Below are 12,380 nucleotides of genomic sequence, written 5' to 3'. Positions count from 1 at the left end.
ATTCCGGCTGTCGCCCGAAAGAGTGAACAGGGGCCCTGGAAAGCGCCTCGGCGAACGCCATATGCAGGATGGATACGCCGTCATCCAGTGCATGGATGACGGCGCGGCACTGTTCCGCCGGCGGCGGCGATGGCATCCTTCGCTGCATGCAGCCCGAACAGACCATTCCCGCCGACCGCGACCTCGCCGACGCCACCCGCGAGACGGTCATGCGCTACCACCTCAGCTGGAAACACCGCGACATCGACGCGGTGATGGCGCTCTATCATCCCGAGGTCGAATACAACGACTTCTTCCAGAACCGCCGGATGCGCCTGGCCGATCTCCGCGAGTACGTCGAGGCGACCATGCCCAAGGGCCCCGACGAGTCGCTGGAGCACACCGACCGTATCCGCTTCGACGGCGATACCGCCTTCATCCAGTACCGCCTGCGGGTGACCCTCAGCGGCCGCCTGGCTTCGTTCCGCGCCAGCGAGGCGATCACCGTGCGCGACGGCCTGATCTGGCGCATCAACGAATACGCCTCGCTGGTCCACGAAAGCGGCGGCGGAGCCCAGGCCGGCGGCGACGGCCGGCCGCCGGCCAGCCGCCTGGGGCTTTCGGCCAAGCAGCTGAGCCTGCTGGCGCGCGACCTGGAGCACTACTTCCAGCAGGCCCAGCCCTATCTCGATCCGGACCTGGACCTGACCCAGGTGGCCAACGCCACCGGTTATACGCGCAACCAGATTTCCTACCTGCTCAACCAGGTGCTCGGCCTGAGCTTCTACCAGTACGTCAACCAGACCCGCCTGCAACACCTGCTCGGCCAGCTTTCCGGCGAGCTGCCCGGACGGGTCGACGAACTGGCCTTCGCCGCCGGCTTCAATTCGCTGTCGGCCTTCTACCGCTGCTTCCGCCAGCACACCGGCCAGTCTCCGCGCGAATACCTGAAGCGCCTGTCGTCGCGCCGCTGAGATTTCCCAGCGGACCCGCGCGCACGACAGGCGCACGGCATCTTCCTACTCTCGCCGCATTCCCCCTTCCCTCTCGCGATGGAGCCCTCTATGTCGGCCTGGCGCCACCTCAGCCTGTGGATGAATCAACTGGACGATCCGCTCGAAGCGCGCCCGTCCCTGGAAGAATCCCTCGAGGTCGACGTAGCCATCGTCGGCGCCGGCTACACCGGCCTCTGGACCGCCTATTACCTGAAGCGCCGGGCGCCGCAGTTGCGCGTCGCCATCGTCGAGGCGGAAACCGCCGGCTTCGGCGCCTCGGGGCGCAACGGCGGCTGGCTGATGGGCAACCTGCTCGGCGAGGACGGCCTGCTCGCCGGCTTGCCGCCGGAACGGCGCCGGGCCGGCTACGACCTGTTGCACGGGATTCCCGACGAGGTCGCGCGGGTGCTGCAAGAGGAAGGCATCGACTGCGACTACCGCAAGGGCGGCGTGCTCTACTGCGCGGCGCGCTACCCGGAACAGGAACGCCGCCTGCGCGCCTATCTGCATGATCTCTATGCCGAAGGCCTGGACGAAAGCGACTACCGCTGGCTGACGCCGCAGGAACTCGACCAGCAGTTGCGCATCCCCGGCAGCTACGGGGCGATCCATTCGCCGCACTGCGCCACCATCCAGCCGGCCAGGCTCGCGCGCGGCCTGGCCCGCGCGGTGGAGCGCCTGGGCGTGCGGCTGTTCGAGAAGAGCCGGGTGCTGCACTGGCAACGCGGCCTGCTGCGCACCGAGCGCGGCGAACTGCGCGCCGAATGGATCGTGCCGGCGGTGGAAGGCTATGCCGCCAGCCTACCGCCGCTGGGCCACTACCAGTTGCCGGTGCAGAGCCTGCTGGTGGCCACCGAGCCGCTGCCGTCGTCGGTCTGGGCGGAGATCGGCCTGGAGCGCGGCCAGGCCTTCAGCGAATTCAGCCGCCAGGTCACCTACGGCCAGCGCACCGCCGACGACCGCCTGGCCTTCGGCGCGCGGGGCGGCTACCGCTTCGGCGGCAAGCTGCGCAACGACTTCAGCCTCGACGACGAGGAAGTCGGCCTGCGTCGCTACCTGTTCGGCGAACTCTTCCCGCTGCTCAAGGACGCCAGGATCAGCCACACCTGGGGCGGCAACCTCGGCATGGCCCGGCGCTTCCGCCCGCACATGCTGCTCGACCGCGCCAGCGGCATCGCCCTCTCCGGTGGCTACGGCGGCGAAGGGGTCGGCGCCAGCAACCTCGGCGGCCGCACCCTGGCCGCGCTGATCCTCGGCGAGGACAGCGAGCTGCTGCGGCAGCCCTGGGTGCTGGGCGAGCGTCCACTGGACAGCCTGGCCCGCTGGGAACCGGAACCCTGCCGCTGGCTCGGCTACAACGCGATCATCCGCAGTTTCGTCCATGAGGACCGGGTCCTTGCCGACCCGCACAGCGCGCCCTGGCGCCGCAGCCTGGCGCAAACCCTCGCGGCCGGCATGGAAAGCCTGATGCGCTGAGAATCCCCTCCACCTCCCACAGAGGAAAAACCGCATGGCCCTGACCCTTCTGAAAAATACCGCCGGCGCCGATCTTGGCGCCGCCAGCCCGGTCGCGGTGCCCCTTGGCGAGCCGGTCGCGCAGACCCGCGCCTACGCCGTGGAGCGCACCGACCAGGTGGAAACCGGCATCTGGGAATGCACCCCCGGACGCTGGCGGCGGCAGATCGTCGAGCAGGAGTTCTGCCACTTCCTGCAAGGCCGCTGCACCTTCACCCCGGACGGCGGCGAGACCATCCGCATCGAGGCCGGCGATGCCCTGCTGCTGCCGGAGAACAGTCTCGGCGTGTGGGATGTGCAGGAAACCGTGCGCAAGAGCTACGTGATCATCCACCGCTAGCCCGGGCGGCGCGACGGCGTCACTCGAAGCGCCCGTGGCGCCCCTCGCCGTCCTTGAAGCGCTGCGCGCCCTCCAGGGTCTCGCCGCTCTCGATCACCGCCAGCCCGCCCTGGAATTCGTTGGCCAGGGCCACGTCGAAGGACAGTTCCCACTGCGCATATACGCTGGCGCGGTCGGCGAGCATGCAGGTCTGCGGGAAGGCGGCGAGTTCCGCCGCCAGCTCCTCGGCCTCGGCTCGCGCCGAACCGCTCGGCACCACCCGGTTGGCCAGGCCGATCTGCAACGCTTCGTCGGCCTTCACCGGACGCCCGGTGAGGATCAGGTCGAGCGCCCGGCCCTGCCCGACGATCCGCGGCAGGCGCACGCTGCCGCCATCGATCAGCGGCACCCCGAAACGCCGGCAGAACACTCCGCAGATGGCGTCCTCGGCCATCACCCGCAGGTCGGCGAGCAGCGCCAGCTCCAGCCCGCCGGCCACCGCATAGCCTTCGATGGCGGCGATCAGCGGCTTGCCGAGCTGCATGCGGCTCGGCCCCATCGGTCCGTCGCCCTCCGCCTCCAGGCGATTGCGCCGCTCGCCATCCTCGGCTACCGCCGCCAGGTCGGCGCCGGCGCAGAAATTGCCGCCGCTGCCGGTGAGTACCGCGACCCGCGCCGTATCGTCCGCTTCGAACTCGCGCAGGGCGTCGGCCAGGGCCTGGGCGGTCGGCCGGTCCACCGCATTGCGCCGCTCCGGGCGAGCGATGACCAGGGTGGTGACCGGGCCGTTGCGTTCGACGATGACACTCATGACAGACTCCCTGCGGAAAAAGCGAAAAAAGACACCGGCCGGATGGCAGAAGACCGGCGTCAGCCGGTCTTCACCTTAGTCCTTTTCCCGCGGCCGCGCCGCATCCGCCGGGCGTCTCAGAGCGCGTGCCTCTGCAGGTTGGCCATCATTTCACGGAGCGCCTCGACGTTGTCCGCCGGGTGCGCGGCGTTCTCGAAGTCGCAGATCTGCTGCCAGTGCGCGGCCACGTCCTCGGCATCGAAGCCGGCCTTCGGATCGAAGCCGAAGCCCAGGCTGCGCTCCCAGCGCACCTTGCCGATCCAGCCACCGCCGACCTCATAGAGCCCCGAGGTATCCTCGCAGGCCGAGCTGCCGAGGTAGACCACCAGCGGGCTGACCAGCTCCGGCTTGAGCTGCTCGAAGACCTGCGGCGGGATCAGCCCCTCGGTCATCCGCGTACCGCCGGTGGGGGCGATGGCGTTGACCAGGATATTGTTCTTGCGCCCTTCCAGGGCCAGGGTGCGGGTCAGGCCGTAGAGGCCGAGCTTGGCCATGCCGTAGTTGCTCTGGCCGAAGTTGCCGTAGATGCCCGAGGTCGAGGAGGTGAACACCACCCGCCCGTAGGCCTGCTCGCGCAAGTGCGGCCAGGCGGCGCGAGTGACCTTGTAGGCGCCTTCGACATGCACCTGGTAGACCAGGTCCCAGTCGGCGTCCTCCATCTTGTGGAAGGTCTTGTCACGCAGGATGCCGGCATTGTTGACCACCACGTCGACGCGGCCGAAGGCGTCCAGCGCGTTCTCCACGATCCTGCCGCCGTCCGTGACCGAGTCGTGGTTGGCCACCGCGGTGCCGCCGGCGGCACGGATCTCCGCCACCACCTTGTCCGCCGCCGAGGCACTGGCGCCTTCGCCATGGGTGCTGCCGCCGAGGTCGTTGACCACCACCCTGGCGCCATGCTTCGCGAACAGCAGGGCATGGGCGCGGCCAAGGCCGCCGCCGGCTCCGGTGACGATCACGACTTGGTCGTCGAAACGCAGGGCATCGCTCATGTTCGGGACTCCAGGGCAGTAGGAAGGATTGCCCGAGTGTCGGCCAGCCCGCCGGCGGGGACAAGGCTTCGCGCCACCATGAATGGCGCCCGATAAGGCAGCGGGATGTTCCGCTTCAGTCGAACGGAATGTACAGCCGGCCACGCGGGCCGAGCTTGAACAGCCACCAGTCGTAGTTGTGCCGGACCACCACCAGCAGCAGGCTGCCGAGCAACGCGAAGCCGGCGCCGACGGCGTACCAGCGACTGCCTTCCTGCCAGCACAGGTAGCCGAGCCCGAGCGCCAGCAGCAGGCCGAGTTCGGCGAGGACCATCCCGGACTGGCGGATGAACGGCTGCGCCTGCACCATCTGGCGGAACAACCAGGAGCCCTCGTCGAACACGCGCAAGGGAGAAACGGGATCGTGCATGGAGACCTCCATGGGTGACGAAACGCCTCGTCCAGCGAGGCGCCAGCACCCTAGCCCCGATCCTTGCGCGATGGCACTTGCTGCAATCTCAAACTCGCTTAAGAAAACTCTGAATCATCCAGTCGGGCGCGAAACGCCAGGTAATGTTCGAGCACCGCCGCCGGCGCTTCGATCTGCGGATAGTGGCCGATGCCATCGAGCAGCACGCAGTCGGCATCGGCGACCAGTTGCCGGTAGCGCTCGACCATGTGCGCCCCGGAGATCGGGTCGACGGCGCCGTCGATCACCCGCAACGGCACCCCGCCGTGCTGCAACGCCGCCACCCAGCGCTCACGCTGCTCGCGGCGGTCGACGATGTAGCGGATCAGGCGATGCATCACCCGCTGCCCCTGGTTGCTTTCGATCAGGCTCCAGAAGGCATCCAGCTCGGTCTCGCCGGGCTGGCTGCGCGGGCCGAAGACCTTGGCGAAGTTGCGCGCCAGGGCGCGGCGGTCGAACAGCCGGCCGAACAGCCCGCCCAACGGGCTCAGCAACAGCTTCTGGCTGAGCACCGGGCGGTGCGTTTCCGGGAACAGCCCACCATTGAGGAACACGCAGGAAGCGAGCCGCAGCCGGCCTTCGTGATGGCGGGCGAGCAGTTCCTGGGCGACGCTGTCGCCGTAGTCGTGGGCCAGCACGTGCAGCGGCTCGTCGACTCCCAGGCGGCCGAGCAGCGCCTGTTGCAGGTCGGCCTGCTCCAGCAGGCTGTAGCGATGGGCGCGCGGCTTGGCCGAATCGCCGAAGCCGAGCAGGTCGCAGACCAGCACGCGGTAGCGCTGCGCCAGCGGCTCCCAGAGGTAGTGCCAGTCCCAGGCGGCGCTGGGAAAACCGTGGATCAGCAGCAACGGCCGCCCCTGCCCGGCTTCCCAGTAGCGGATCGGGAAGCCCTTGAAATCCAGGGTGCGGCCCCGCCTCCGCCAGGCCTCCAGGGGAATGCCGGGCAGCGCCGCGGTCACTGGCGGTAGCCCGGGTTCTGCTGGTCGAGCTTGCGCAGCAGCGCCGGCCAGGCGAGCTGGCCGCCCATGCCGGTCTTGCTGCGCATCACCCCGGCGATCATGTCGCGCGCGCCGGCGAGGATCTGCCCCGGGATGTGGATCAGCTCGGCGCCGCCGCTCTGCGCCATCACCTGTACCTCGCAGGCGCGTTGCAGGGTGAACATCATGAGGAAGGTATCGGCGATGGAACCGCCGCAGGTGAGCAGGCCGTGGTTGGGCAGGATCAGGAAGTTGCTGGTCCCCAGGTCGGCCTGCAGGCGGGCCTTTTCCTCATGGTTCAGGGCGACGCCCTCGTAGGCGTGGTAGGACAGGCTGGAGAGCACGAACAACGATTGCTGCGACAGCGGCAACAGGCCCTGCTTCTGGCAGGACACCGCGATCCCCGCGGCGGTATGGGTGTGCAGCACGCACTCGACGTCGTGGCGGACCTCGTGCACCGCGCTGTGGATGGTGTAGCCGGCCGGGTTGATCTCGTAGGGGCTGTCCATCAGCTTCTTGCCGCTGGCGTCCACCTTCACCAGGCTGGAGGCGGTGATCTCGTGGAACATCAGGCCGAACGGGTTGATCAGGAAGTCCTCGGTGCCCGGCACCTTGGCCGAGATGTGGGTGAAGATCAGGTCGTCCCAACCGTGCAGGGCGACCAGCCGGTAGCAGGCAGCGAGATCGACGCGGGTCTGCCATTCGGCGGCGGAGACCTGGGCTTGCACATCGGCGGGCAGGGAGTGAACGGCGGTCACGGCGGCATCCTCTTTTGTCGTTATCGGATGCCCGCAGTCTAGCCCCGCCCTCCTCCGGCGACTGTCGCCGGGCTTACACTCGCGCGCCGGCTGAATGGCGGAGGATTCAGCCGGCCTATGCGCGCAGGCTACAGGCAGTGGGCGACCAGGGGTGCGACCAGCAGGTTGAACAGCCCGGTGAGAACCATCAGCAGACCGGCCGCCGAACCTTCCTCGCCGCCGAACTCGTAGGCCCGACTGGTGCCGGCGCCGTGCGCGCCGACGCCGAACAGCGCGCCGCGGGCCAGCGGCGTGCGCAAGCGCAGGACGCGCAGCAGGGTGCCGCCGATCACCGCGCCGAACACCCCGGTGATCATCACGAAGGCGGCGGTCAGTTCCGGCACGCCACCCAGGTCGTGGGACATCTCCATGGCGAACGGCGTGGTGATCGAGCGCGGCAGCAACGACAGCGTGACCTGGCCGTCCAGCGCCAGGGCCTGGGCCAGCGCCCAGGAGCTGCCGATGGCCACTGCGGTGCCGGCGAACATCCCGGCCAGCAGCGCCGGCCAGTGGCGCATCAGCAGCTCGCGCTGCTGCCAGATCGGGATGGCGAAGGCCACCGTCGCCGGACCGAGCAGCGCCACCAGCCAATTGGTGTCGCGGGCGTAGTCGGCGTAGCGGGTATGGGTGGGAATCGCCAGGGCATAGAGCAGCACCGGGACGAACACGATGGGCGACAGCCAGTACCACTTCACCCGGCGGTACAGCTGGCGGCTCAGCAGGTAGCCGCCGACGGTCGCCGCCAACCAGAACAGGGCTTGCTTATCGAGACTCATGGCGCGCCCTCCAGCGGCACATCCACTCCACCGACACCGCGGTGACCAGCATCACCAGCAGGGTGCTGAGCATGATCACCAGGAGGATGCGCCAGCCCTCGCTGCGTAGCAGCGCGCCGTAGTCGAGCAGGCTCATCAGCGCCGGGATGAAGAACAGCAACATCTCCGCCAGCAACAGGCCGGCGCCGGCCTGCAGCCAGGCCGGACGCAGCAGGCCGCTGGCGAACAGCAGCAACAGCGCCGCCAGGCCGACCACCCCGCCCGGCAGCGGCAGGCCGATGGCCTTCGCCAGCCAGCCGCCGGCCCACCAGAAGGCGATGAGTACCGCCAGTTCGGCGGCAAGGCGGGACAGACGGCGGACGAGCGGGGGCAACATGGGAAAGGCCTTGGCTGGGAAATCGGGGATGGAGAAAGGATAAGGCCCGGCCTATCATCCCCAAAGCGAATTGTCCGCATGAGAGCCATTCCAGAATGGAATTCCGTCAACTCCGCAGCTTCGTCGAAGTGGTCCGCCAGGGCAGCTTCACCCAGGCGGCGCAGGTCCGCCACGCCAGCCAGTCGACCATCAGCAAGCAGGTCGCCCAACTGGAGCAGAGCCTGGGCGTGCAGGTATTGGAACGCAACGGGCCGCACGTGCGCCTGACCGACGCCGGCGCCGTGGTGTTTCGCCGCGCCGAGGAGATGCTGCGGCTGCGCCGCGACCTGCTCAGCGAACTGGACGACCTCAGCCAACTCAACCGCGGCGAACTGCGCCTGGGCCTGCCGTTGCTCGGTGCCGACGCGCTGTTCGCCCAACGCTTCGCCGAATACCGGCGGCGCTATCCGAACATCGCCGTGCACCTGGTGGAAGGCGGCAGCAAGACCATGGAGCAGGCGGTGCTGGCCGGCGAGCTGGAACTGGCCGGCAGCCTCACCCCGGCGGACGACGGCTTCGACTACCAGCCGTTCTGCAACGAACCGCTGGACGTGCTGCTGCCGGCCGGGCATCCCAAGGCCGCTGCCGCCAGCGTCGCCCTCGGCGAACTGGCGGACAGCCCGTTCCTGCTCTACCAGCAGAGCTTCACCCTCAACGACCGCCTGCTGCGCGCCTGCCTGGAGGCCGGCTTCAGCCCGCGCGAAGGCGGCCGCAGCGGCCAGGCCGACTTCCTCGGCGCGCTGGTGGCGGCCAACCAGGGGGTGGTGCTGCTACCGCGGGCGATCGCTCGCGAGATCGAACGCCCGGGAGTGGTGCGGGTCCTGCTCAGGGAGCCGGACCTGCGCTGGGACATCGCCTTCATCTGGCGCCGGGGCGGCTACCTGTCGCGGGCGGCGCAGGCCTGGCTGGAGCTGCTGCGCGAGCAGCCGCTGGAGGAAAGCCCGGCGTAGGACGAATAACCACCAGCTCGGCAGAGGCTACGGCGGATAACGCCTGGAGGCGTTATTCGCCCTACCGCTTGTCCCCTCCCCGTGTAGGGCGAATAACCGCTACGCGGTTATCCGCCGCCTGGGCAGGCGTTTCGGCGGATAACGCCTGGGGCGTTATTCGCCCTACCGTTTGCTCCTTCTCCGTGCAGGGCGAATAACCGCCTCGCGGTTATCCGCCGCCTCGGCGGGGTACGCCCGGGATCAGCCCTTGAGGGCGGCGGCGAACTCGGCCAGCCAGGGCTCGGCGTCGGCCTCGGGGGTAACGGTTTCGCTGGCATCCAGGCGCAGCATCGGCAGCACTTCGCGCACGCCCAGTTCGCCGAACAGTTCGCGAACCTGCTCGCCGCCACCGCAGAACGTGTCGCCGTAGCTCGAATCGCCCAGGCCGATGACCCCACCCGGCAGGCCGTGCCAGGCCGGCAGTTGGTCGCGGATCGCGTAGTACAGCGGTTGCAGGTTGTCCGGCAGTTCGCCCATGCCGGTGGTCGAGGTCACCACCAGGAATGCCTCGGGGGCGAAGGCCTTGAGTTCGTCGAGGCTGGCGCGGGGCAGATGGGAGGCCTCGAGGCCGGCCGCGGACAGCAATTTCTGGGCGTGCCGGGCGACTTCTTCGGCGGTGCCGTAGACCGAGCCGGAGAGAATGGCGACTTTCATGAACACTCCGTAAGCCAACAGGGGTAAGCCGGGCATTATGCCGCATGCGCTCGCCGAGCGGGACGCACCGAATCAATGCAGACAGGCCGCGCAAGCACCATTTCGGTGCATATCCTGTCATCGGGATGTCATCGCGCTGCCGTAGACACGGCAGCGAACCTTCGCCACCACGGCGGGAACGATCCTTGCCTGTCCTCCGACGCAGCCCACCACCCCCGGCGCTGCGCCGTTGTCCGAGGGCGCCCACGAAGCGCGCTCAACCGTTCCAGGAGATACACGATGTCTACCGCTCCCGTTACCCTGCTGGTGGCCCGCCGCGTCGCCGCCGGCCGTTACCGCGACTTCCTCGCCTGGCAGCGCGAAGGCGAAGCCCTCGCCGCCGACTTCCCCGGCTACCTCGGCTCCGGGGCGCTGGCGCCGCCCGCTGGCGGAGACGAATTCCAGATGATCTTTCGCTTCGCCGACGACGCCACCCTCGCCGCCTGGGCCCACTCCGCCTCGCGCCAGGCCTGGCTCGAACGCGGCCAGGGACTCTTCGACGAACCGCGCGAGCACCGCGCCCACGGCCTCGCCGCCTGGTTCGACGACAACCGCAAACCGCCGCGCTGGAAGCAGAGCGTGGCGATCTGGCTGGCGTTCTTCCCGGTCTCGCTGGCCTTCAACCTCGGCGCCGGCCCCTACCTCGGCGAGCTGTCGCTGGCCGCGCGGGTGCTGCTCAGCACCCTGGTCCTCACCCCGTTGATGACCTACTGGTTCATCCCTCTCTCCAGCCGCCTGCTCGCCCCCTGGCTGCACCGCCGCCCGCAGCGCGCCGCCAGCCTGCCGGAAGCGCACTGACGGCTTGCCGCCCACCCCGGCGGGGTGGGCCGTAGCGCAAGGCTTTGCCCGACTGGCTCAGTCGGGTACCCTGCATCCATCCGATTCCCTTCGCCTGCTGTGAGAGTCCCATGGCGACAGCCCCGATCCTGATCACCGGCGCCAGCCAGCGTGTCGGCCTGCATTGCGCCCGCCGCCTGCTGGCCGACGGCGAGTCGGTGATCGTCAGCTACCGCAGCGAGCGCCCGGCGCTGGACGAACTGCGCCAGGCCGGCGCGCTGACCCTGCACGCCGACTTCGCCAGCGAGGCCGGCATCTTCGCCTTCATCGGGTCCCTCCGGCAGCATACCGACAGCCTGCGAGCGATCGTCCACAACGCCTCGGACTGGGTCGCCGAGACGCCCGGCCACGAAGCCGAGGCGTTCCAGCAACTGTTCAGCGTGCACATGCTCGCGCCCTACCTGATCAACCTGCACTGCGCCGAGCTGCTGGAACGCTCGCAGCCCGCCGACATCGTCCACCTCACCGACGACGTGGCGCGCAAGGGCAGCGCCCGGCGCATCGCCTACTGCGCGAGCAAGGCCGGGCTGGACAACCTGACCCTGTCGTTCGCCGCGCGCTTCGCGCCGAGGATCAAGGTCAACGCCATTTCACCGGCGCTGGTGATGTTCAACGACGGGGACGACGCCGAATACCGCGCCCGCACCCTGGCGAAATCCGCCCTCGGCATCGAGCCGGGGCCGGAAGTCATCTACCAGAGCCTTCGCTACCTGTTGGACAACCCCTACGTCACCGGGACCACCCTGACCGTGAACGGCGGCCGCCACGTCAAGTGAGGCGCCAAGGACCCCTTATGAACCCAGCACTTTCCCAGCATTACCGGGAGATCCTCGTCGGTCTCGGCGAAGACCCGCAGCGCGAAGGCCTGCTCGACACCCCGAAGCGCGCGGCCAAGGCCATGCAGTACCTCTGCCACGGCTATGGCCAGACCCTGGAGGAAATCGTCAACGGCGCGCTGTTCGCCTCGGACAACGATGAAATGGTCATCGTCCGCGACATCGAGCTGTACTCCCTGTGCGAACACCACCTCCTGCCCTTCATCGGCAAGGCTCATGTGGCGTACATTCCCACCGGCAAGGTGCTCGGCCTGTCGAAGGTGGCGCGGATCGTCGACATGTTCGCCCGCCGCCTGCAGATCCAGGAGAACCTCACCCGGCAGATCGCCGAGGCGGTCCGCCAGGTGACCAGCGCCGCCGGCGTGGCGGTAGTGATCGAGGCCCAGCACATGTGCATGATGATGCGCGGGGTGGAGAAGCAGAACTCGCAGATGTTCACCTCGGTGATGCTCGGCGCGTTCCGCGACTCGAACACCACCCGCCAGGAATTTCTGCAATTGATCGGAAGGAGCAAGTGACATGCCGCGACTGGAACCGGGAATGGCGCGAATCCGCGTCAAGGACCTGCGCCTGCGCACCTTCATCGGGATCAAGGAGGAGGAAATCCTCAACAAGCAGGACGTGCTGATCAACCTGACCATCCTCTACCCGGCCGCGGACGCCGTGGAGGTCAACGACATCGAGCACGCGCTGAACTACCGCACCATCACCAAGGCGATCATCCGCCACGTCGAGGAGAACCGCTTCGCCCTGCTCGAACGGATGACCCAGGAAATCCTCGACCTGGTGATGGAGAACCCGGCGGTGCGCTACGCCGAGGTGGAAGTGGACAAGCCGCACGCGCTGCGCTTCGCCGAGTCGGTCTCGATCACCCTCGCCGGCCACCGCTGAGGCGGCCGACGAGCGAACCGCGCGAAGACGCGCACAAGCGTTGCCCGCCGGCCGCGCCAACTCTTATCATCGCCGGA

The 12,380-nt window shown here is 68.6% G+C and carries 16 protein-coding genes; 8 read left to right on the top strand and 8 right to left on the bottom strand.

The annotated features are described in order from the left end of the window. Positions 1 to 209 precede the first annotated feature (209 nt). The 3 genes from VQ067_RS08315 to VQ067_RS08305 all read left to right on the top strand — a co-directional run bounded on the left by VQ067_RS08315 (position 210) and on the right by VQ067_RS08305 (position 2,829). Positions 210 to 953, top strand: a complete 744-nt coding sequence (locus tag VQ067_RS08315) for an AraC family transcriptional regulator (protein ID WP_003119583.1) — start codon at positions 210 to 212, stop codon at positions 951 to 953. Between the two features lie 90 nt (positions 954 to 1,043). After that, the gene (locus VQ067_RS08310) at positions 1,044 to 2,450 is read left to right on the top strand and encodes an NAD(P)/FAD-dependent oxidoreductase (protein ID WP_003091865.1); all 1,407 of its coding nucleotides are present in this window, start codon (positions 1,044 to 1,046) and stop codon (positions 2,448 to 2,450) included. A gap of 34 nt (positions 2,451 to 2,484) precedes the next feature. Then, positions 2,485 to 2,829, top strand: a complete 345-nt coding sequence (locus VQ067_RS08305; protein ID WP_003091873.1) for a cupin domain-containing protein — start codon at positions 2,485 to 2,487, stop codon at positions 2,827 to 2,829. 19 nt (positions 2,830 to 2,848) lie between these two features. Here the strand turns inward: VQ067_RS08305 and VQ067_RS08300 are convergent, their stop codons facing one another. The 7 genes from VQ067_RS08300 to VQ067_RS08270 all read right to left on the bottom strand — a co-directional run bounded on the left by VQ067_RS08300 (position 2,849) and on the right by VQ067_RS08270 (position 8,018). Continuing rightward, the gene (locus VQ067_RS08300; RefSeq protein WP_003091874.1) at positions 2,849 to 3,619 is read right to left on the bottom strand and encodes a crotonase/enoyl-CoA hydratase family protein; all 771 of its coding nucleotides are present in this window, start codon (positions 3,617 to 3,619) and stop codon (positions 2,849 to 2,851) included. A gap of 116 nt (positions 3,620 to 3,735) precedes the next feature. Further along, on the bottom strand, positions 3,736 to 4,647 hold the full coding sequence (locus tag VQ067_RS08295) for an SDR family oxidoreductase (RefSeq protein ID WP_015649250.1): 912 nt from the start codon (positions 4,645 to 4,647) through the stop codon (positions 3,736 to 3,738). 115 nt (positions 4,648 to 4,762) lie between these two features. Continuing rightward, positions 4,763 to 5,056 (bottom strand): hypothetical protein, encoded by a 294-nt coding sequence (locus tag VQ067_RS08290; RefSeq protein ID WP_003122196.1) that lies wholly within the window; start codon positions 5,054 to 5,056, stop codon positions 4,763 to 4,765. A gap of 98 nt (positions 5,057 to 5,154) precedes the next feature. Next, on the bottom strand, positions 5,155 to 6,051 hold the full coding sequence (locus tag VQ067_RS08285) for an alpha/beta fold hydrolase (RefSeq protein ID WP_014602645.1): 897 nt from the start codon (positions 6,049 to 6,051) through the stop codon (positions 5,155 to 5,157). Then, a complete protein-coding gene (locus tag VQ067_RS08280) occupies positions 6,048 to 6,827 on the bottom strand; it encodes a class II aldolase/adducin family protein (protein ID WP_003091880.1) in 780 nt (259 codons plus the stop codon). Before VQ067_RS08280 ends, VQ067_RS08285 begins: the two co-directional genes overlap by 4 nt. 128 nt (positions 6,828 to 6,955) lie before the next feature. After that, positions 6,956 to 7,642 (bottom strand): LrgB family protein, encoded by a 687-nt coding sequence (locus VQ067_RS08275; protein WP_003102323.1) that lies wholly within the window; start codon positions 7,640 to 7,642, stop codon positions 6,956 to 6,958. Beyond that, positions 7,629 to 8,018: a CidA/LrgA family protein gene (locus VQ067_RS08270; protein ID WP_003091885.1), complete on the bottom strand. Its 390-nt coding sequence runs from the start codon at positions 8,016 to 8,018 to the stop codon at positions 7,629 to 7,631. Before VQ067_RS08270 ends, VQ067_RS08275 begins: the two co-directional genes overlap by 14 nt. A gap of 95 nt (positions 8,019 to 8,113) precedes the next feature. Here VQ067_RS08270 and VQ067_RS08265 point away from each other — a divergent pair, with 95 nt between their 5' ends. After that, a complete protein-coding gene (locus VQ067_RS08265) occupies positions 8,114 to 9,007 on the top strand; it encodes a LysR family transcriptional regulator (protein ID WP_003143374.1) in 894 nt (297 codons plus the stop codon). 240 nt (positions 9,008 to 9,247) lie between these two features. Here the strand turns inward: VQ067_RS08265 and VQ067_RS08260 are convergent, their stop codons facing one another. Continuing rightward, the gene (locus VQ067_RS08260; protein ID WP_023111494.1) at positions 9,248 to 9,700 is read right to left on the bottom strand and encodes a flavodoxin; all 453 of its coding nucleotides are present in this window, start codon (positions 9,698 to 9,700) and stop codon (positions 9,248 to 9,250) included. Between the two features lie 279 nt (positions 9,701 to 9,979). On the opposite strand from VQ067_RS08260, the gene VQ067_RS08255 reads away from it, so the two are divergent. From VQ067_RS08255 to folX, 4 genes are all read left to right on the top strand, one after another. Further along, on the top strand, positions 9,980 to 10,537 hold the full coding sequence (locus VQ067_RS08255; RefSeq protein WP_003111015.1) for a hypothetical protein: 558 nt from the start codon (positions 9,980 to 9,982) through the stop codon (positions 10,535 to 10,537). A 110-nt stretch (positions 10,538 to 10,647) separates the two neighbouring features. After that, positions 10,648 to 11,352 (top strand): dihydromonapterin reductase, encoded by a 705-nt coding sequence (gene folM / locus VQ067_RS08250; protein ID WP_009313635.1) that lies wholly within the window; start codon positions 10,648 to 10,650, stop codon positions 11,350 to 11,352. A gap of 17 nt (positions 11,353 to 11,369) precedes the next feature. Next, positions 11,370 to 11,930 carry a GTP cyclohydrolase I FolE gene (gene folE / locus VQ067_RS08245; protein WP_003091896.1) on the top strand — a complete coding sequence of 187 codons (561 nt, stop codon included), beginning with the start codon at positions 11,370 to 11,372 and terminating at the stop codon, positions 11,928 to 11,930. Position 11,931: 1 nt separating this feature from the next. Then, positions 11,932 to 12,303 (top strand): dihydroneopterin triphosphate 2'-epimerase, encoded by a 372-nt coding sequence (gene folX, locus VQ067_RS08240; RefSeq protein ID WP_003091897.1) that lies wholly within the window; start codon positions 11,932 to 11,934, stop codon positions 12,301 to 12,303. The last annotated feature ends 77 nt before the right edge of the window (positions 12,304 to 12,380 follow it).

It is taken from the genome of Pseudomonas sp. KBN12P06040, assembly GCF_037574965.1.
Classification (GTDB): domain Bacteria; phylum Pseudomonadota; class Gammaproteobacteria; order Pseudomonadales; family Pseudomonadaceae; genus Pseudomonas; species Pseudomonas aeruginosa.
The sequence above is the reverse complement of the archived record's forward strand: the minus strand, read 5'-3'. Positions and strand labels throughout refer to the sequence as shown.